The sequence below is a fragment of the bacterium genome, from assembly GCA_030655055.1.
In the GTDB taxonomy this organism is placed as follows: domain Bacteria; phylum Edwardsbacteria; class AC1; order AC1; family EtOH8; genus UBA5202.
This window is the reverse complement of sequence record JAURWH010000024.1, coordinates 1-20,903: the sequence shown is the minus strand read 5'-3', so window position 1 is coordinate 20,903 and position 20,903 is coordinate 1. Positions and strand designations below refer to the sequence as shown.

General features: G+C 55.7%; 16 protein-coding genes. All 16 read right to left on the bottom strand.

The features are described from left to right. Nucleotides 1-20: 20 nt before the first annotated feature. Nucleotides 21-269: a type II toxin-antitoxin system RelE/ParE family toxin gene (locus tag Q7U71_01165; protein ID MDO9390367.1), complete on the bottom strand. Its 249-nt coding sequence runs from the start codon at nt 267-269 to the stop codon at nt 21-23. Between the two features lie 41 nt (nt 270-310). Next, complete coding sequence (locus Q7U71_01160; protein MDO9390366.1) at nt 311-2,992, bottom strand: tetratricopeptide repeat protein; 2,682 nt, start codon at nt 2,990-2,992, stop codon at nt 311-313. Nucleotides 2,993-3,130: 138 nt separating this feature from the next. After that, complete coding sequence (locus tag Q7U71_01155; protein ID MDO9390365.1) at nt 3,131-3,748, bottom strand: chemotaxis protein CheC; 618 nt, start codon at nt 3,746-3,748, stop codon at nt 3,131-3,133. 119 nt (nt 3,749-3,867) lie between these two features. Beyond that, nucleotides 3,868-5,808 (bottom strand): chemotaxis protein CheA, encoded by a 1,941-nt coding sequence (locus Q7U71_01150; protein ID MDO9390364.1) that lies wholly within the window; start codon nt 5,806-5,808, stop codon nt 3,868-3,870. 96 nt (nt 5,809-5,904) lie between these two features. After that, nucleotides 5,905-6,273, bottom strand: a complete 369-nt coding sequence (locus tag Q7U71_01145; protein MDO9390363.1) for a response regulator — start codon at nt 6,271-6,273, stop codon at nt 5,905-5,907. Further along, nucleotides 6,274-6,717 (bottom strand): chemotaxis protein CheW, encoded by a 444-nt coding sequence (locus Q7U71_01140; GenBank protein MDO9390362.1) that lies wholly within the window; start codon nt 6,715-6,717, stop codon nt 6,274-6,276. Between the two features lie 333 nt (nt 6,718-7,050). After that, nucleotides 7,051-10,161: an efflux RND transporter permease subunit gene (locus Q7U71_01135; protein MDO9390361.1), complete on the bottom strand. Its 3,111-nt coding sequence runs from the start codon at nt 10,159-10,161 to the stop codon at nt 7,051-7,053. A gap of 2 nt (nt 10,162-10,163) precedes the next feature. Next, the gene (locus tag Q7U71_01130) at nt 10,164-11,060 is read right to left on the bottom strand and encodes an efflux RND transporter periplasmic adaptor subunit (protein MDO9390360.1); all 897 of its coding nucleotides are present in this window, start codon (nt 11,058-11,060) and stop codon (nt 10,164-10,166) included. A 170-nt stretch (nt 11,061-11,230) separates the two neighbouring features. Next, nucleotides 11,231-12,589: a TolC family protein gene (locus tag Q7U71_01125; protein ID MDO9390359.1), complete on the bottom strand. Its 1,359-nt coding sequence runs from the start codon at nt 12,587-12,589 to the stop codon at nt 11,231-11,233. 50 nt (nt 12,590-12,639) lie between these two features. Beyond that, nucleotides 12,640-13,242, bottom strand: a complete 603-nt coding sequence (locus Q7U71_01120; GenBank protein ID MDO9390358.1) for a TetR/AcrR family transcriptional regulator — start codon at nt 13,240-13,242, stop codon at nt 12,640-12,642. A gap of 183 nt (nt 13,243-13,425) precedes the next feature. Then, nucleotides 13,426-14,268 (bottom strand): MlaD family protein, encoded by an 843-nt coding sequence (locus Q7U71_01115; protein ID MDO9390357.1) that lies wholly within the window; start codon nt 14,266-14,268, stop codon nt 13,426-13,428. Beyond that, nucleotides 14,255-14,998 carry an ABC transporter ATP-binding protein gene (locus Q7U71_01110; GenBank protein MDO9390356.1) on the bottom strand — a complete coding sequence of 248 codons (744 nt, stop codon included), beginning with the start codon at nt 14,996-14,998 and terminating at the stop codon, nt 14,255-14,257. The genes Q7U71_01115 and Q7U71_01110 overlap by 14 nt, the downstream gene beginning before the upstream one ends. Nucleotides 14,999-15,088: 90 nt before the next feature. Then, nucleotides 15,089-15,862, bottom strand: coding sequence for an ABC transporter permease (locus tag Q7U71_01105; protein ID MDO9390355.1), 774 nt, complete (start codon nt 15,860-15,862; stop codon nt 15,089-15,091). A gap of 128 nt (nt 15,863-15,990) precedes the next feature. After that, nucleotides 15,991-16,992, bottom strand: coding sequence for a hypothetical protein (locus tag Q7U71_01100; GenBank protein ID MDO9390354.1), 1,002 nt, complete (start codon nt 16,990-16,992; stop codon nt 15,991-15,993). A 179-nt stretch (nt 16,993-17,171) separates the two neighbouring features. Then, entirely contained in the window at nt 17,172-20,690 is a 3,519-nt protein-coding gene (locus tag Q7U71_01095; protein MDO9390353.1) for a translocation/assembly module TamB domain-containing protein, read from the bottom strand. Further along, nucleotides 20,690-20,903, bottom strand: a 214-nt coding sequence (locus Q7U71_01090; GenBank protein MDO9390352.1) for a BamA/TamA family outer membrane protein, incomplete at its 5' end; no start/stop codon positions are given. The genes Q7U71_01095 and Q7U71_01090, both read right to left, overlap by 1 nt.

Sequence of the window (20,903 nt, the reverse complement as noted above, 5' to 3'; positions counted from 1 at the left end):
AGTATTCATGGTAACCTCCTTTAACGATAAACTTCGCGTCTATGCCGGATACGGTAAACGATGATCGTTTTCCCTGCCAGTTCAAATAATACCCGGTAGTCCCCTACCCGCAAGCGGTATTCGTGAGTAAAACCAGTCAGGCGCTTGACATCGCCTTTCAACCCAACGCTCATTTCTTCGATGCGTGTCAACATTCGTTGGCTCAACTGAGGAGTTAGGCTTCTAATATCTTTTACCGCCTGCGGTTTGAACTGTACGTTGTACTGAATGCCGCGGATATCAGGCGTGGTTTGATCCTTCGGCATCGACCCTACCCCGCCACTTCCTGCCACTGCAGGGCCGCATCAATGGCCTTGGTGGCCTGCTGCCGCAGGCCTTCATCATGGGTGAAATTGACCGCCTTCTGCCAGGCCTCCACCGCATCCCTGGTCTTTCCCCTCTGGGCCAGCAATTTTCCCATCAGCAGGTACAACTCGGCCCGGTCGCCGTGGGAGGTCATCAGCTCCTGGCAGACGGCATAGGCCTGGTCGGCCTTGTCGGTGCGGGCGAACATGGAAGCCTGGCCCAGCCGGGCCTCAAAACTTTTGGGGGCGATCTTCACCGCTATGGCAAACTCCACCGCCGCCTTGTCCAGGATGTTCTGTTTCAAGTAGATCTCGCCCAGGGCCAGATGGGATTCCAAATGGGCGGGATTGTTGACCACCGCTTTCTTCAGTTCCTCGGCCGCGGCTTCCGGTTTGCCCGCCGCCAGCAGCAGCAGCCCCAGCCGGTGATAGCCGTAGGGGAGCTTGGGCGACAGGTTGATGGCCTGGCGGTAGGCCATCACCGCTTCCTCGGGCTGACCCTGCCCTTCAAAGGCCTGCCCCAGTCCCAGATAAAGGTGGATGTTCCCCGGATCATCCTTCAGCGCCTTTTCAAAACTCTGCTGGGCCGGTTTATGCTGGTTCAGGCTTAAGTAGAGACGCCCCAGCTCCAGCTGCAACTCGGTGGTCTGGGAGGAATTGTTAAGGCCGTTCTCCAGCGTCTTCACAGCCCGATCAGGTAGGTTTTGCATCAGGTAGGACCTGCTTAATCCCGTGATGTATTCGGACTGGCCGGGGAAAAGTTTTATCAACACTTCATAACGCACCGCGGCCTCGGCCCCCTGCTTCTCATCCAAAGCTATCCCGGCCAGGGCCTTTAAAGCCTCCGGGTTCTGGGGCTGCTGTTCTATGATGGCCTTGGCCTGCTTCTTGGCTTCGGCGTTGTTGCCCTGGGCCTGAAGGTCCTTGAGCTTCTGCAGGTCGGATTGAAGTTCCCGTTCCTCCCATCTGGTGGACTTGGCCCGCAGGGAAGCGTCCTCCAGCACCCCGCCGAAGATGTCGGACGAGACGGTGGTCCCCTTTTCCTGGCCAGATCCCTGCCACTGTTCCAGTATCAGCAGGTCCGGGTTCTCCACAAAGAAATCTATCCCCAGCTTAAAGGAGCCCCCGGTGTAGAAGGATTTCAGCTCCATGGCCTGTTTGGAGGCGGCCACCGATTCCTGGTAACGCTCGGTGGCGGCCAGGGCGAAGCTCAGGTTGTAATGGGCCTCGGCAAACCCGCCGTCCAGCCCGATGGCTTTTTGCAGTTCCTCTATGGCCAATGGATAATTTTTCTTTTTGAGATGAAGCAGGCCGATGTTGTTGTGGGCCAGCACCGACTGGGGGTTCAGTTTTAAGACCTCCAGGTATTCCTTCATGGCCATCTCGTCATTGCCGGCCTTGGCGGACAACAGGCCCAGGTTAAAGTGGGCGTCGCTGTAATGCGGGTTCGAGGCCACCGCCTGCTTGACCTTATCCACCGCCTGCTCCGGCTGGTTCTGATAAAAGTAGGCGATCCCCAGGTTGTTCAGGCTGATGGCATAACCCGGGTCCAGGTCCAAGGCCCCCTGGTACCAGCGGATGGCGTCGTCGGACATCCCCAGCCGGTGGCAGGCCAGGCCGATATCGTTGTATATCTTCTGGTTCCTGGGTTCAAACTCCAAAGCCTTCTTGTTGGCTTCTATGGCCGGCTGGTTCTGGCCCATCAAAAGATAGACCTCGCCCAGCTCCTTGTGGACCAAACCCGATTCCTGCCCCATTCCCATGGCCTTTTCAAATTCGGTCAGGGCCTGCTTGAAAAGCCCCTTGCGCTTGAAACCGACGCCAAGGTTGTAATGGGTCATGAAGCCGTCAGGGGCCACCTGGGGCTGGTCTTCGGAATGGCGCTTGATCTCGGACAGCAGGTCCTGGTTGTAATAATCTATCCCCAGGTTGGCCTGGGCCCGGGCGTAGTTGGGGTTCAAGGCGATAGCCTTGCGCGATTCCTCGATGGCCTTCTCCAGCAGGCCCTTTTCACCGTAGGTGAAACCCAGCAGGAAGTGGGCCTCGGCCCCGTCGGGATTTATCGTCACCGCCTCCTGCAGTTCGGAGATGGACTGCTCCAGCAATCCCAGATTGTAAAATATCTCTCCCAAGGCGGTGTGCGCCACGTAGGACTGGGGGTCGACCTTGAGCGCCGCCTGATAGACCTTAACGGCTTCATCAAACTGGCCCTGCTGTTTCAGGGTCAGACCCAGGTAGATATGGGTCAGCAGATCGTCGGACTTAAGTTTAAGGGCCTGGCGGTAATGCTCAATGGCCGACTTGTACTGGCCGGTGTTGCGCAGGGCCTCGGCCAGCCGGAAGTGCGCGGAAAAATCTTCGGACTGGTCGATGTTCTTTTTGGCCTGTTCTATCTCCCGGTCGTAATAGCCGCTTTTGCGGTAAACCACTTCCAGGTTGTGCCGGGCCAGCACGTTCTTGGGATCCAGTTCGATGGCCTTCTCCAGCACTTCGATGGCTTCTTCGAACATTCCCTTGTGGTGGAAGACCACCCCCAGGTTATTATGGGCCGCCGAGTCCTTGGCATCCAGCCGGGACCGGAAGCTGCGCAGGATCCCCTGTTCTTCGGGGCTGATCAGGGCGGCTGTATTTTGAGCGTTGGAATCCATAAAGAAATGATGATTGATGCTTAAATTTTCGGGAATGGGGATACCGGTTGCCTATATAGGGAATTGCCTTCCGGGAAAGGATAATTGGCCTTAAATTATTAAATCCTGTAAATCATGTCTGTTCCAGGGAAATAGGTGTTATCCCAGGTGAATGGCCTTCAGGATCACCTCCAGCGAGGCCGGGTCGGGCAGCAGCAGAAAATACCCGTAGAGGGTGGTGTTCTTTTCCACAAAGCGAAACTCGGTCTCGATGCAGACCACCATGTCCTTGTCGCTGGAGAACTCCAGGGATACGGTTTCCAGCACCGCCGAGGCCATGTCCACCGCCATGCTGGGCACCGACGGCACCACCACCAGCCCCAGCAGGTCGCCGAGCGAATTCATGTAGGCACAGGTCAAAACATTGGACACTTCCTTGAGGGCCGATTCTTCCAGCTCCCCGAACTTCTTGGTGGTGCCCAAAGGCTGGCGCATCAGGCAATCGGTAAGGTGCCAGGCTGCTTCCTGGGGGAAAAGCAGCAGGGTCCGGCCGGTCATGTCGCCCAGGAAATAGATCAGCACGCTGGCCACCACCTCGTGGGGTTTGGCCACCAGGCTGAACACTTCCTCTATGGGGTTGATCCTGATCACCGGCACATTGACCATCACTTTTTCGGAGGTGAGCTCGGACAGCGCGGTGGCGGCATGGCAGGCCCCGATGTTGGCCACTTCCTTGAGCGCATCCAGCTGAATGGCTTTTAACTGACTGACGTCCATTTTTATATCACCGTTATTCGTTAATTGTTATTCGTTGATTGTTATACGCTGGGTATTCAGTATTCAGTTTTCTGATCTCCGTCAACTGGTCACAGCCGATCATTCATTGTTTATAGTAATCAGGCATCCAGATTGTTGACGTCCACTATCAGCATCGGACGGCCCTCCCGGCTGATGGCCACCCCGCTGAAGGTCTTATTGGCGTTAAGGAACCGGGAAAGCGGCTTGACCACTATTTCCTGCTGGCCCACCATCCGGTCGATGACGTAGGCGGCAAACGAGCCCTGCCGTTCCAGCACCACCGTGGGGCCGGCCATCGGTCCTTCCTCCGTTTCCAGTTTTAAGGCCCGGGAAAGCCTTTGCACCGGGATGGCCTGGCTGCGGTAGACCACGGCCGTTTTCCCCTGGAGGGTCTTTACGTTCTCCGGTTTAAGCTCAAAGGTTTCCATCACCTGGGACATGGGCAGGGCGTAGACCTGATCTTTGGCAGCCACCAGCAGGGTGGGGATGATGGCCAGGCTTAGGGGCACATTCAGCATAAAGCGGGATCCCCGGCCGGCGGTGCTTTCTATGGTGATGCTCCCGCCCATGCTCTCGATCCGGCTTTTGACCACATCCAGCCCCACTCCGCGGCCCGAGACCTCGGTCACCTTCTCGGCGGTGGAAAATCCGGGCCGGGCCAAAAAATCGAAGACCTGTTTCTGGCTGAGTTTGGAGGCCTGCTCCGTAGTGACCCAGCCTTTTTCCACGGCCTTCAGCTTTATTTTTTCGGAATCGATCCCCCGTCCGTCATCCTCCACTATGATCAGGGCCTGGTCCTTCACCTTTTGGGCGGACAGGGTCACCGAGCCGATCTTCCTCTTGCCCAGGGCCTCCCGCTGGGCCATGGTCTCCATCCCGTGGTCCACCGAATTGCGCAGCAGGTGCACCAGCGGCTCGGCCAGCATCTGGAGGATGGAGCGGTCCATCTCCAGCTCCCGGCCTTCCAGCTTGAAATCTATGTCCTTGTTCAGCACCTTGGCGGCGTCCCGCACCACCCGGGGAAAGCGGTCGAAGATCTCGGACATGGCCACCAGCCGCGAGGCCAGCACCTGGTGCTGCAGTTCGGAGGTGATCTGGGCCACCTGGTCCACGCTGTCCTGGATCAAAACGTTCTGGGACATCTGGGCCAGCTGTTTAAGCCGCTCCCTCCAGACCACCAGTTCGCCCACCAGGTTCATCAGTTTGTCCAACCGGGCGGTGGAGACCTTGACCTCCCGGGGGCGCTCCTGGGCCAGCTGGGTAAAGGCGCTGACGGTGCGGCGCTCCACCGCTTCCTCCTCGGTCTCCTCCACCACTTCTTCGATCTCGATGTCCTCGATCTCGCTGGAGCCGATCCGCGCCTTGATCTCCTTTTCGCTGTGCATGGGGGTGACGAAGAACACCGAGAAACCCCGGTCAAAGCGCTCGGCCTCCAGGTCGCGCCGTTCGGGCACGGTATAGGCGATCTTGCCGAACTGCTCCAGGGTATGCATCACCAAAAAGGCCCGGGCCGATTTCAGGGCCACGTCGGCTTCCAAAAGCACCCGGACCTTGTAGACGAAGGAATCGGCCGTCTTTAAGGGATTGATCCGTGAAAAATCATTGCCGCCGGAAACATTGGATGGGGCTTCAGTTCTTGCGGCCTGGGGGGCGGCCGCCAGCGCCTCGATCTTTTTGGCCAGTTCGGCCCCCTGCTGTTTCAGGTTCTTCTGGGGATCCCGTCCGGCAGCCAGCTCGGCCACCGCGCTTTCCAGGTAGTCGATGGATTCGAAGATGGCGTCCACCTGGGGTTGGGCCAGCTTAAGCTGGCGCTTGCGCAGCCGGTCCAAAAGATCTTCGGCCTTGTGGGCCAGTTCGGCGATCTGGTCCTGCCCTATGGATCCGGCCATGCCCTTGATGGTGTGCATGGAGCGGAAGATCTCGTCCAGCAGGGCCGGATCGTCCGGGTTTTTCTCCAATGCCAAAAGAGCCCGGTTGAGGCTGACCAGATGCTCCCGGGTTTCAGAGACAAAAAGATCTCTATATTTGGTAGTGTCCATCTTTACTGCAGACTGTCTATATGACCATTAATTCTCAAAAGGCCAAAACTAACCAGGGGGTTTTGCCCCCGGTTCTCCGGCCTTTGATTTTTGTGATCAGCTGATCTGCAGCACCCGGCGGGCGGCTTCAAGCACCCGGCTGGGCTGGAACGGCTTGACCACAAAATCCCGGGCCCCGGCCTGGATGGCTTCCACCACCAGGGCCTGCTGGCCCATGGCGCTGCACATCAAGACCCTGGCGTTGGGATCGATCTGCATGATGGCCTTGACCGCCTCGATGCCGCCCATGTCCGGCATGATGATGTCCATGATCACCAGGTCGGGCTTGAGCTTTTTGTACTGCTCCACCGCCTCGGCCCCGGTTGCGCCCTCTCCGCAGACCTCAAAATCCCCCTTCTTGAGGATGTCCGAGATCATGGTGCGCATGAAGATGGCGTCATCTACCACTAAAACCCTGTGCCCCATTTATTTCTCCTCCAATGCTAAAATTTTATCTAAATTTAAAATCACTACTTTCTCGTCCCTGGACCCCAGGATAGACTGGTAGAACCTGCCGGATTTTGTCTTGGTTACCGCCTCCGGCACCGGCTGTGGCTGTAATTGAGATGTTTCCACGCTCTGCACCCGGTCCACTATCAGCCCCACGTCCTCTCCGTTATGCTCTACTATCAGGATCACCATGTCCCGGCCGTTCTCGATGTTGGCCAGGCCCAGCCTCTGGCGGAGATCCACCACTGCCACTATGGCCCCGCGCAGGTTGATCAGGCCGGTGACATAGGGCGGAGCCAGCGGCACAGGAATGATGTCCTGCATCTCCTCAATGGACTTAACCTGTTCGGTGCCAAGTGCAAACTTTTCACTTCCCAGGTTAAAAATGACCTTTTCTTCCGATGCAATTTTTTCAGTCATAGCGGTCTCAATTTTTATAACTGGCTGGAATATATAATCCTTACCAGTTTATCGCTTTTTTGAAAAGAAGTCAATAGTTAAATTGAAAAAAATGGTTATTTGGCCAACGCAAATCATCAATCACCATAAATCGGGCTGCTTTGACGGACAGACCTTCAGGTATAACAGCGCAGGAACAATAGATACATTATCCCTGCGGGTTTTTGGCATAAATAAAAAATAGGGACACGGTCCTCCGTGTCCCTCCAATAGCCTGGTTATCTGTTAATATCTGATGATTGATCCAATTACGCAAATTTCATACGCTGCAATGGTGCTTTTGGCGGCTAATATTTATTGAGTCTTATTCCTCTTCAACCTCTCCTCAAACAACACATACAGCGTGGGAACGAAGATCAAGGTCAGCACGGTGGAGGCCGTCAGGCCGCTTATCACCGAAACCGCCAGCGGGGCGTAGGTCTCCGAGCTTTCGCCTATCCCCAGAGCCATCGGTATCATGCCCACGATGGTGGTCAAAGTGGTCATCAATATCGGGCGCAGTCTGGTATGACCGGCCTTGATCACTGCCTGGTAAAGGGCCAGGCCCTCTCTTCGCAAGACATTGGCATAGTCCACCAGCAGGATGGCGTTGGAGACCACGATCCCCACCAGCATGATGACGCCGATGAAGGCTATCACCGAGAAATTGATCCCGGTCAGGAACAGCCCCCAGATCACGCCCACGATCCCCAACGGCACCGAGAACATGATGACGAAAGGATCCAGCAGGGATTCGAACTGCGAGGCCAGCACCATGTAAACCAGCATGATGGCCAGTAAAGTGGCGTAGAACAGGCTGGTGAAGCTGTCGGCCATGTCCTTGGCCGAGCCGCCCACCTCCACGGTAAAGCCCTCGGGAATGCTTATCTTTCCTATCTTTTCGGCCAGCTCGCCGTTGATGGCCCCGATGGCCCGGCCGGTGGCGTTGGCGGTAACGGAGACAATCCTCTGCTGGTTCTTGCGGCTGATGTCCACCGGGCCAAAAGCCTTTTGGATCCTGGCGATATTGGAGACCGGCACCAACTGACCAGTCGGGCTCATCACTTTAAGGTTCTTGATGTCCGGGATCTGGGAACGGTCGCTTTCCTGGAAACGGACCACCACATCGTATTCCTTTCCGAACTTGCTGTCGCGGAAACGGGTGACCGTCTTGCCCTTGAAGGCCGTCTCCACCGCCGAGGCCACCTGGTAAACTGTAAGGCCCATAGCTCCCGCCTTGTCGCGGTCCACAATCACCTGCAGCTCAGGCATGCCCTCCTTGCGGCTGACGCTGACGTCACGGGTGCCCTGGACCGAAGCCATTATCCCTTTGATCTGTTCCGCCAGTTTCTTGGAGGTCTCCAGATTGTAGCCCTGGATGTCCACCTGGATCGCCCCGCCGGAGCCCATGCTCATTATCTGTGAGATCAGACTGCCGGATAGGAACACCATCTGGGCATCGGGAATGACGGAGAACTTCTGGCGCAGCAGGTTCAGGATCTGGTCCACGCTGCGGCTCCTCTCGGCCCGCGGCCCGATCTTCACCTGTATGGCGCCGACATTGGGCCCGGAACTGCCCATGGCCTTGCGCATGCCCTCGCCGGCCCCAAAGGTGGTATACATCGTGCGGGCCTCGGGAACCTCGGTCTTGATGATGCCCTCCATCCTCTTCATGATGACGCCGGTCTGAGTGAAAGAGGTGCCCACCGGCATGGTCAGGTTGATGGTGAACTCCCCCTCGTCGCTGGAGGGGATGAACTCGGAATCAATGAAGAAAAACAGCGACAGGCTGGCCACCACCACCCCCAGGGTGATACCCATCACCGCCTTTTTATGGGACAGGGACCAGGTCAATGCCTTTTGGTAAACATCATCCAACCCGTTCAGCCACTGCCCTATCTTCTCCAGCATCCGTTTCCACCAGGAATATTCAGTCTTGACGGCATCGTGTTTTTCAAGTTTAAGGAAGCGGCTGGTCAACAGCGGCAGCAGCATCATGGAGACGAAATATGAGCCGATCAGGGAGAAAGACACGGTGTAAGCCATGGGACGAAACAACACTCCGGCGATGCCGGAGACAAAAGCTATCGGTAAAAAGACCACGATGGTGGTGATGGTGGCCGCCAACACCGCCATGGCCACCTGGTCGGAGCCTTTCAGGGCCGCTTCCTTGGGACTGTACCCGGCCTCCCGGTGGCGGTAAATGTTCTCCAGCACCACTATGGAATCATCCACCAGCCGCCCCACCCCCAAAGCCAGACCGCCCAGGGTCATGATATTCAGGGTCATGTTGCGGAAGTAGAGGAGCACAAAGGTGACGATGATGGAGAACGGTATGGACAAGGAGATGATCAGGGTGCTGGAGAAGTTGCGCAGAAACAGCAGTATGATCAGTATGGCCAGCAGGGATCCGCCAATGGCCTCGGTTTGCAGGCTTTTGATGGACCCCCGGATGAACTGGGCCGAATCGAAAGCCGCCCCCAGCTTGATGTCCGATGGAACCTGTTTCTGTAGTTCCTTAAGCTTGGCTTGGATCTTATCGCTGACCGCCACGGTGTTGGAGCCCGACTGCTTTTGGATGACCAGCACCACCGAGCGCTGGCCGTTGAGCTTGGTCTCGGTGTCCATTTCGGTAAAACTGTCCTCAACTTTGGCGATGTCCCTCAGGTAGACCGGGGTTCCGCCCTTGTTGCCGATAACAGTGGAGGATATCTCTTCCACGCTTTTGAACTCGCCCGGGATCCGGATCAAAAAATCCAACTGTCCGCTTTTCAAGTGCCCGCCGGGGAGATTGAGGTTCGAGGCCATCAGGGCCATGCCCACCTGGTCAAAGGAAAGGCCCAGAGCCTCCATCCGGGTGCGGTCGATGTTGACCTGGATCTGACGGTCCTGGCCGCCCTGCACCGTTACCGCGGCCACCCCCGGGATCCGGGCCAGCCGGTCCTTAAGGTTGTCGTCGCAGTACTGGCGCAGCTCGGAGACTCCCCGGGGGCTGGAAACGCCCACCACCATTACCGGCATCAGGGCCGGGTCAAATTTGACGATGGTGGGGTTCTGTACCCCGGCCGGCAGATGGGACTTTACCAGGTCGATCTTTTCCCGGACGTCTATGGCCGCGGCGTCGATGTCGGTGCCCCAGTCAAATTCCAGGGTGATCATGGAGGAGCCTTCCTTGGAGGTGGAGCGCACGTTCTTGACGTTGCGCACCATGCTGACCACGCTCTCCATGGGACGGCTGACCATGGCCTCCACTTCGGCCGGGCCCACCCCAGGGTAATCGGTCATCACCGCCACGATGGGAAAGGACATATCGGGCAGAAGGTCGATGTTCAGATTGATCATGGCCACCAGCCCGATGATGGTGATCCCGATGAAGATCATGAAGACCGTTACCGGTCGCTTGATGCCAAATTCTGCAAGTATCATGGTTATTTGCCCCCCACCAGCTCCACTGCGGAACCCTGGGCCACGGAGTGCTGGCCTGCCACTATCAGTTTATCGCCGAACGACAGGCCCGACTTGATTGAACTGGTTTCGCCCATGTCCAGTTCCACCGAGACCTGCCGGGCTGAAGCCTGGCCGTTCTCCATCACAAATACCATTGAGCCTGTCTCCCGTTCGATGATGGCGGTGGTAGGTATGACGATGGCCTTTACATGACGCTGGATGTTGATCCTGGCCCGGGCGTACATCCCCGGACGGATCTTCATCCCGGGATTCTTGATGGCGACCTCGGCCCTGATCGTGCGGCTTAAATAATCCACAGTGGGGGACATCTGGTTGACCGAGCCGTAGAATTTCTGGTCCGGCCAGGCGTCTATCGAGATCTGGGCTCCGGCCCCTACCTTGACCCGTGATATCTCGGCCTCGGGTATCTGGATCACTAATTTGACCTGGTGATAATCGGCGATCTGGAACAGGGGCATGCCCGGAGCCACATGGGCCCCGGTGTCAAAATACCTTTTGGTGAGCCAGCCCGAGATGGGGGCTTCCAGCGTGGCTTCCTTGAACTCCACCCCTATCTCGTCCCGGTCTATGGTGACCACGCTCTGGCCCTTCTCCACCCAGGCTCCTTCCTCCAGCAGGTATTTGATGATCTTGCCGGGAACCTTGGCCGGAACCTCGGTCTGATTCTCGGCCATCATGGTGCCGGAGAGGTTGATGGTCTCGTCATAATCAGAGGGAACGATGGTCAGCACTTCCACCGGGAATTTTTTTACTTGCTCAGTTGCCTCTTTTTTGCCGGCCGCCGACCGCATTACTTTGAAACCTACGAAAACGGCAATCAAAGCGGCTATGGCGATGAGGATGATCTTGCCCTTCATGAATGAACCTTGCTCCTTGTACAGTATATTCTTTGTTTTATGTTAATTTCTTTTGCCCACTAAATGCACGAAATATAATTAATGAGTAAATAACTTTGCGACAATATTTATAAAAAATCCCTTTGTGTCTCTGTGTCTTTGTGGCAGGGGAAATGGTCCAAGGGAAACCCTTACCTAAGCGCCGCCCCCACTGCCTTCTCCAGTTTGGCCAGGGAAACCAGATAATCGTGCACCGCCTGGATCCGGTTGGTCTGGGCCTGGGTCAGGGCCAGCTGTGCGTCCAGCACGTCAAGGTTGGTGGCCTGGCCGCTCTCGTAGCGGGCCTTGGCTATCTTCAGCGCCTCTTCGGCCTGGCCCACCGAAAGCTGCTGGGAGAATATTGTCTTTTCGCTGGCCTTCAGCGTCAGGTATCCGGCCGAGACCTCCAGCCGGATCCAGTCTTCAACCTGCTGTTTTACCAGATGCAGCTGCCGGGCATTGGCCCGGGCCTCCTTGATCTTTCCCAGCCCGGAACCGCCGTCGAACAGCGGCCAGCTGGCGGAGACCCCCAGATCCCAGTTCTTGTTCCACTCGTCGCCGGATGAGAACCCGGAACCCTTGCTGTAGGAATAGTCGGAGAACAGGGCCACGGTGGGCTGATAGCTGGAGTAGGAGATCAATTTGGCCTTCTCCACCATTTTCTGGCGCAGGGCCAGGGAACGGTATTCCGGCCTCAGGTCAAGGGCCTTGGCCACTAACGAGGCGCTGTCGATCTCCACCGTGAAATATTCCATCGAGTCGGATAATGTCACCGGGGCTTCCAGTTTGCGGTTCAAGGCCATGTTAAAGGCCTGCCGGGACAGGTCGACCGCGTTCTGCATCCGGATAAGCTGGGGCTGCAGGTTGGACAGCTGGACCTCGGCCCGCAGCAGGTCGTAGCGGGAGACCATTCCGTTCTGATACAGGGCCCTGACCCGATCCACGTGTTTTTCTATGGAGGAGACCGCTTCCCTGGTGACGGCCAGGGCGCTTTGGGCCAGCAACAGGTCATAGTAAGCCTGCTTGGCGGTAAAGACCACCGCCGCTTTGGCACTGTCATATGACTCGGAGGCCGCTTTCAGGTTAAGACGGGTGATCTGAAAACCCTGCCAGATCCTGCCCCCGGTGTAGATCGGCCAGCTGGCGGTGAGTTTGCCGGAATAAGTATTTCCTATCTTGTCGGAAGTGATGGAAGCGCTGGCCATCGGCACCACGTCTTCGGTGGGAGTGTGGGTGCCGTCCAGCACCGGAAGATAGTAGGTTTGTCCCATTTTCATATCGATCAGGCTGTTGAGACGCACCATGCTGCCCGAAGCCGAGATCTGGGGAACCAGATTTCCCCGGACCGTTTCCATCTGCCCCTGGGCAGCGGTGATCTTTTCCCGTGAGACCTGGATGGACGGGTTGTTCTTCAGCGCAATTTCCACTGCCTGCTGCAGGGTATAATCTTCGGCCACTGCGGCCGTCAGGAAAAGCGACAGCCCGGTTAAGAGCAATATGCCTTTTTTCATATTAAATCCTTTGCCTTTGCTTCCTATATTTCCTAATTTTGTTTTTCAGTTTATGACTTTATCCCGTTCAGGAAAAGATCTGTCAGAAATTTGGCTTCTTCGGGGTCGTTGATCTTCTTATGATTCAACAGCGAGCTCATGGCCGAACCGTGCACCAGATTGAACAAAGCCATCGCGGTCCGGACCGGATCCTTGGGGGCAAAGACCCCCTCCTTGATACCGTCTTTTACCATGCCCGAAACCAGCTTGGTCAGGGTTTTAAAATGATCCATCATCTTTTCACCCACCTGAATATTGGACATCCCGGGACGCTCCTTGCTTAGCAGCCTCAAAAAATCTTCGTTTTGCTCAAAGGCCAGCAACATGGTCTTGACCAATTTTTCCACCTTGGAAGCAGGAGCAAGCGGCAGGTTCAACACCTGGATGATGCATTGTTCAAATTTGATCAGTTCCTCTTCCAGCATGGAGGCGAACAGATCATCCTTGCTCTGGAAATATCCGTAAAGCGTGCCCTTGGCAAACTCGGCTTTCTCGGCGATCTCATCAAGAGTAGCTGCGTGGAGGCCCTTCTGGGCGAACACCTCACGGGCGGCCTTCAGGATATCCTGTTTTTTGGCCTGCCGTTCCCGTTCCTTGCGTGGTATGTTTTCCATAATAACCTGTAATTTTTTGGATTTGATGAAGGAGTGCCTTTGCCGTACCCGGCATAGGGATTAAGGCTAAAACACGCTGATGCCTAAATATTTTTTGGGATCCTTTTTTATATCCTTGATGAGCTGGTTCAATTCTTCCGATGTTTCCTTCATATTCTTGTACATGACCTCATCCTTGGACAGTTAGCCCAGGTTCCCCTCGCCCTTCTCCATCCGGTTCAGGATGAGGCTAAGCCGCTGGGACGTAGAGTCCAGGGTGTTGAACAGCTCCGGCTCCCTTATCAACCTGCCCAAAGTACCCTGGCCCCGTTTGAGGCTGTCGGAGATGGTGTTGATGTTGGACATGGTCTGATTAAGATTGTTATACATGGCTGGATCGTTCATCAGCTTGCCGATGGTCCCCTTGCTGCTCTTGATCAGCAATATCAGATGGTTCATGCTGACCATGACAGAATCAAGGTTCGTATACAGCCGGGGATCATCTATCATCTTGCCCAGGGTCCCGGTGCCCATTGCTATTTTCTTCATTACGATATTAAGCGAGATTGCCGCGGAATTGAGGGTATCCGTGATCTCGGCCACTTTGCCCATGATCTCCTCGGGCGGCATAACGGCGATGGTCGGCAGTTCCTCGTTATTGTTCAAAATTGGTTTATCGATCGAAGCCGGTACGATCTCCACCAACTTGTCGCCCAGCAGCCCCATGCTGCTGATCTTGGCTTTGGAGCCCTGGCGGATACGAGACTGGGCCTGTTTTTCTATCCTTAAGCGGACCTCCACTTTTTGACGGCCGCCGACCTCCACCAGGGCAATGCTCTTGACCACTCCCACCTGGAACCCGGAGACCCTCACCGGGGCCCCCTCCTGCAATCCGCTGACGTCGTCGAACCTGGCGTTCAGATAATAGCGCTGTTTCAACAGCCCCTGGCGTTCTCCCACCGAAAGCACGGCCACCAGGGCCACCGCCAGGCCCACGGTTATCAGCAGGCCGACTTTGAATTCGTGGGACAGTTTATTGATTGGCATTTTCGATCGTTCCCCCTTTAATGAAGTCCTGGACAAATTTTAGTTTGGAGCCCTTGAGCTCGTTGGAGGTGCCGGAGAAAAGTATCCCGCCGTCCTTGATCACCTCAAAGCGGTCGGCCACTTTGAAGGCGTTGGCAATTTCGTGGGTCACCACAATGGAGCCCACCTTGTGTTCATCCTTCAGTTTGTTGATCAGTTCATTGATCTTGCGGGAGGTCAGCGGATCCAGCCCGGTGGTGGGCTCGTCGTAGAACATATAGCGGGGATCCAGCACAATGGCCCGGGCCAGGGCCACCCTCTTCTTCATGCCTCCGGAAAGTTCCGAGGGCATGGTCTGTTCGGTCCCGGAAAGTTCCACAAAACTGAGGGCTTGGGCCACTTTTTCGGAGATCTCAGCTTCAGATAGCTTCAAATGTTCCCGTAAGGGGTAGGCTACATTCTCCTTGACGTTCATGGAGTCGAACAGGGCCGCCCCCTGGAAAAGCATCCCGATCTTTTTCCGCAGGGGCAGCATCTGCTCCTCGGTGTAATCGGTGGTATCCTCGCCGTCTATCACTATCCGCCCCTGGTCCTGCTTGATAAGCCGCAGGATGATCTTCAGGGTCACGCTCTTGCCGCATCCGGAACGGCCCAGTATCACCAGGGTCTCTCCCTGGTCTATCTTGAGGTTGACCCCGTTTAAGACCGGTTTGCCCTCAAATGATTTATGGATGTCGAAAAGTTCGATCATTAATTTCATTCTGTTCAGTATTCAGTATTCAGTATTCAGTATTCAATATTCCCCATTGGCTACCGGATTGTGGTTAGTCAGCGCCAAAGTTTACATTCCCAGCAGGAACAGCACCTTGGTGATGAAGGCATCCAGCAAAAAGACCAGCACCGAGGAGACCACCACCGTACGGGTCACCGCGTCGCCCACCCCCTTGGTTCCGCCCCGGGCGTTAAGGCCAAAGTAGCAGGCCACGATGGCAACCATCCCCCCGAACACTATGGGTTTTATGAAACCGCTGATCAGGTCGTTGAAGACCAGGGAATTGACCACCGAGGTCCGGTAAAAGTTGGCCGTCAGCCCCAGGTTCATCACGCTGACCAGCATCCCGCCCAGTATCCCGATCAGGTCGCCCACCACCACCAGGATGGGCAGCATGATCACCGTCGCAAAGAACCTGGTCAGCACCAGCTTCCGGATGGGATCGGTGGCCAGAGCCCGCATGGCGTCTATCTGCTCCGAGACCTGCATCGAGCCAAGCTCGGCGGTGATGCCCGCCCCCACCCGCCCGGCGAAGACCAGGGAGATCAGCACCGGACCCAGTTCCCGAACCAGCGAGACCGAGACGATGCCGCCGACATAGAGCTTGGCCCCGAAGCGCATCAGGGCGTAGCCGATCTGGAAGGCCAGCACGAACCCGGTGAAGAACGAGGTCAGCACCACGATCGGCAGGGAGTCCACCCCCACCCGGTCCATCTGCTCCCAGATCAGTTTGGGGTAATACGGCGGCCGGACCAGCCTTTTGGCCACTTCCCAGTGAAAGGCAAAAAAGCGGTATAGAGCTTCCACTGTGGAAGCGGCGGTGTTTATGATGTAATCTTTCATTCGTCCCGTACGGTTCATAATATGACTGACTGGTCGGTCATTATACTATTAATTTGGTGTCTTGTCAAGAGTCCCCCATAAAATAGAAAAGCCGCCTGGAACAGGCGGCTTTTCTGATGTTTACGGAGCTATTCCATATATACACTGACCGCGCCAATAAATGACTGCTGCCATTTATTGGTAGACAGATCCAGGGTATTGACCACCGCACCGTCTATCAAGAACTTCTTATACAAATAACCCACTCCCCCGGTCCAGACATAGTCCTCCTTGGCGGCTTTGAATATCCGGCTGTAACCCAAACGTCCGGAAACTGCGCCATAGCCTGGTATCACATACTTGTATTCCCCTGCCAGGGAATAGCGGAACTGTGGGGTTCCGCTGCCCAGGAATTTTTCCAGGGAACCTGATATTTTCGGCAGTTTGTCGGTGACGATGGCCCCGCCCAGCCACAACTTGGGCTTAAGTTTGTCATCCTCAACATTCTTCCAGTATACTTTGCCCAATATATTCTGGCCGGCCGCTCCGATCTTCAGATTCCTGTAATTGCCGTAAAACCCCAGGTCAATCCCGTAGCCGATGCTGTTCTCATCTATATACCGGGCCTTGGTCCAAAAAGTATCGGTGGGACATTTGATCTGGGTGATCTCCAGCATCCGGCCCCAAAGAACCTTGGCGGTCAGTCCCATGGCGGTGTTGGGATTCAACTCGTCCCTTTGGCCCAAAACCAGGGCAAACTCATCCACTCCGTAACGTAGATAACTGCTGACCGAATCCGTCACCGTTTCCCCGGCATGCCGGACCAGTGAGCGCCAGGACAAGCCCATTCCCTTGGTAGCCATGGCCAGATAATTGAGCCGTTTGTGCCCTGAGGTCAGCGGGTCGGACAAAAGACCGGAAGAATGGGTGTAATTCAAAGTGAACATCGGCCAAAGCAATGATGAAAGCTGGGCCGGGTTCCAATGTATCACCGACGGATCGTTGTCTATCCCCGCCACGCAGCCGGCCAAAGACACCGCCCTGGCACCCACCATCGGCCCCTGGTAGCTTTGCCAGTCGATGACCGAGGCATTAAGCGACGCCGTACTAAGCGCCAGCAAGGCCTGGATTAAAATGATATTTCTACTCATCTTTCTCCTATCCCGGGTAAACCGGATACAATAAGGAAACCATGAAAACAGGAAGGATTTCGTGATTTCCTGGGTTACTAATAAATTTTACTGCCTTTTTACATTGTACCTATACGGCGGATACCAAATCTCAGTTTTTTAGTGACTTTGTGCCTTGGTGGCAAAACAGATACTTCTGCTCAGTATTTGAACTTCATCCTTAGCCCCAGGTTGAACTTTCCCTTGTCATCCTTTTTGGCCACAACGGCGCTGCGGGCCCCGAAAAGGTATTCGGCGGTGAACTCGGTGGAGAGGTTGGCGGAAAGACCCTGGGAGTAGCTGACAAAAACATTGCGGGTGACATATTTGCCCAGGGTCACCTGGGCGCCCTTTTCTTCACCGGTCAGATATGTCTTCATCCTCACCACATCCACCATGCCGGTGTTCTTCTGGATGATGCCCGAGAGCATGTTGCTTAAATAATCCACCCCCCGCTGGGTCACTTGGCCGGTCAGATCCCCGCCGCCGTTCTGGTCGTCCAGTTTGCGGCCCACCGAGACCATGGTCAGAATGTCCTGTTCGGACATTGAAGGCTCGGAGCTGAATGACAGCTTGGGCTGCAGGGCGGTGCCCTGGATTGATAGAAGTATCAATATCTTGCTGGTGCCGCCCTCGGGAGTTGGCTGATCCACGGTGGTCTGGGCGGACAGGTTAAGCTCCGGATTGATAAGAGCAGCGTTGGTAAAGGTCAGCTGGCCGCCGGAAGAAATGTCAAACTTGCGATCCACAAACCGGTAGGTGCCTCGGATGGTCTCCAGCCGTCCTGACAGGAATAACAGATTTTGCTGCATCCGGACATTGAGGTTGTCAATCTTCAACTCGATGTCGGCGTCGGCATTGCGCAGCCAGATGCCCTGGGGGCCGGTGATGGCCAGGTCCAGGTCCATGGGCTTTGGTTCCTTGTCGGGCGGGGGCGGCTCCTCGGCCGGGGCAAATGGCATGGAGATCAGGGCGGTGTTGACCTTGACATCTCCGGATATCTTGGGGTGATTTACCGTCCCATTGATCTCGATCCGGGCGTCCACATTGGCTTCGATGAATGGTATATTGCGGATGGGGGCTTCCCGGGTGGTGATCAGAAAATACATCTTGGTGGGAATGAACCTTTCCAGCAGGATCTCGCCCCGCTGGATCTCCACCCTGCCCTTATTTTCGGTAATGGCGGAGATTTTGTCGACCACCAAGCTGTCGGCGTTGAAATGGGCCCGGGCCGTCACATCGTGCAGATACATGCCGAAGGGCCGCAGCACCATCTTGGCCCGGTCTATGGTGAGGTCCCCGTTGAGCAGTGGTTTGAATGGCGTCCCGGAAAGGGCAACCGAAAGGTCGATCCGGCCTTCATAAACACTCAGGAATTCCGCCATGGGGAAAAAAGCCCAGGTACCTATGTCCCTCAGGTTGACCTGCCCTTCCATCGGCCGGTCCAGCAGTTTTCCCATCTCCGGACCAACTGCCAGGTTAAGCGGAACTCTGGCTGAGAGCTCAGAAACACTTCCGTAACGGGTAATGGCCAGGCGGTTCAACCGGACAATTTGATCGTCATAAGCCGCATCCAGCGACAGGTTGTCGGCGGTGAACTGCTCAAAGCGGAGATTCCCCACGTTCAGTTTAAGGGAGTATCTGGGAGAGGCCAGGTTGCCGGACCCTTCCAGTTCAAAATCCAGCAGGCCGTGGACTGTCTTGTCCAGCTGCATCAGCTCCAGGATCCTCCGGCTGTCTATGTCCTGGCCCTTGACGTTTACCTGAAAATCCTTATTGCTTTTGTAATTCCCCGAGAAAAGCAGACTGCCCCGGCCCACTATCAGTTTGCCCGGCTTAAGGTCTATCACTCCGGACTTGATATCCACCGCCAGGGGCTGGCTGTTGGCAATGACCTGATATCCGGAATTGAAAAACAGCTTGTATATCACCAAAGACAGGTTTTTCCCTGCCATCTCCACCCGGCCGTTTATCAATCCTTCGGTCAAGCTATCCTTGATCACATGGATCCCGAAACCTCCCCAATCCAGGCCCCTTAGCTCCGCTTTCATTTCAATTTTTTCAATGCTCTGTTTGCCGATCTCAATGCCGGTCAGGGTGAATTTACCGTCACCCAGCGGGCTTTTGGCAACGGACTTTACCGACATATTGCCGTCAAAGTACAGACAGCTGACCCCGGCCAACCCGGCCTCCTTCAAACGGAATGACCCGATGACATCCGGGTCCCTGGTGGCCCCGGATACCAGGCCGTTGAAACTAAGGCGGCCGGCCAGGTCCTTCAGCCCGAACAAAGGACCGAATTGGGCCAGATCGATCTCGTCGGTCTCCAGTTCCAGACTGATGGCTTCCTTGTAAATATCGCCTTTGATCTCCAACTGGGCCTGCCCGCTCCGCAGCCTTAGCTGGTCAATGGCGATGTCGGTTCCCTCTGCCCGTACAAAACAGCGGAGTTCGTCCACCGGGATATCATTCACCGAGCTGCGGTTCAAGACCAGATCGGCCCGGGCCTTGATCTTTTTAGTTTCCAGCCCCTGGCCCTGAAGTTTAAAGCTGCCGTTGATGTTGGTTTTCACGGCCTGGCCTGCCATCGGCAGCATTGTTCCCAGGTCCACCCGGCTTAGAGCCAACTGCAGTGCGTAGTCCCTGGCGTTCAGGTCCAACTGGCCTTCGCCAGTTACCGAGCCCTGGCCGGAGACCAGTTCAATTTCATTCAATGACAGGATCTGATCCTTGAAACTCAGCCTGGTGTTCAGGCGGTCCAGTCGCACGCCGCTTAGACAGCAGGCCGCTGACCGGATCTCCAGCTTTGCCGACGGTTGGTCAAAACTGCCCTTTCCGCCGGCAGTGATGATCAGCTGTCCGCTAAAATCCCCTCCCTTGATCCTGGCCAGCTTGGCCACATCGGCCAGATTAAGATCAATCTTGGCCCGGGACAGGTCATACTGCCTGGTTTTTCCATCCAGCCATAAACTTAGTTCCAGGCGGCTGGAACCCAGGTCAAGCCCGAACCCCTCCAGTTTGACCGTATCCCCATTGATGGCCAGCAGACCTTTTCCCTTGTTCAGGGATAACTTGCGATCCGGAATATAGGCGCTGAGTTCCTTTAGGTCAAGTGATAATTTGGGTCCGCCCATCTTTAAAGCCGCTGCCAGGTTTACTTTTTCCACCAGCTGGGAATCCGGTCCGGGGCTGACCATCACCTTTAAGTTGCTGATCTCGACGGCGGAGATCTCCAATGGCGGGAAATTCGTCTTCCCCTTGGGTTTGGCGGGATCTGCTTTGAACAGGCCGGAAAAATTCCAGCTGCCGTCAGGATGCCGGATCAGCCTGGCCCGGGCATCGTAAACGCCCACCCGGTTGATGGCGATCTTTCTTTTGGTCAAAGAGACCCAGGGATGAATGACCACTTTGATCCTTGGGACATCCAGCATCATTCCGTTCTTCAGTGAGTCATCCGAGGCCAGTTTCAGGCCGTACAGCACGATGTTCATCGGCAGCTGGACGCTGGCGCTGTCTATGGTGAACTCCCGTCCCAGAACCTCGGACAGGGTAACATCGGCCTTGATTTTAAGCTTATCCTTGAATGGCCGGCTGTTCAAATAAAGAGCGGTGGCAAAAAGGATCAGCAGGATCGCGACGGCGGATGCAGTAATGAGTATTTTTCTTGTTTTATGCGGCATCAGAAGGCGTGCCCCAGATTGATGTATATCAGGCCGCCGTTAACCTCCATTTTACCATCGGTCTTTATGGCGTAGTCCAGCCGGACCGGTCCGATCGGGGTATAGAACCTGAAGCCCAGTCCCGTGCCGCCGTGGTAGTGTTTCCATTTAACCGATTCAAAATCGGCCCAAACGTTTCCGGCGTCGACAAAAAGACAGGCCCCGAGCATCTTG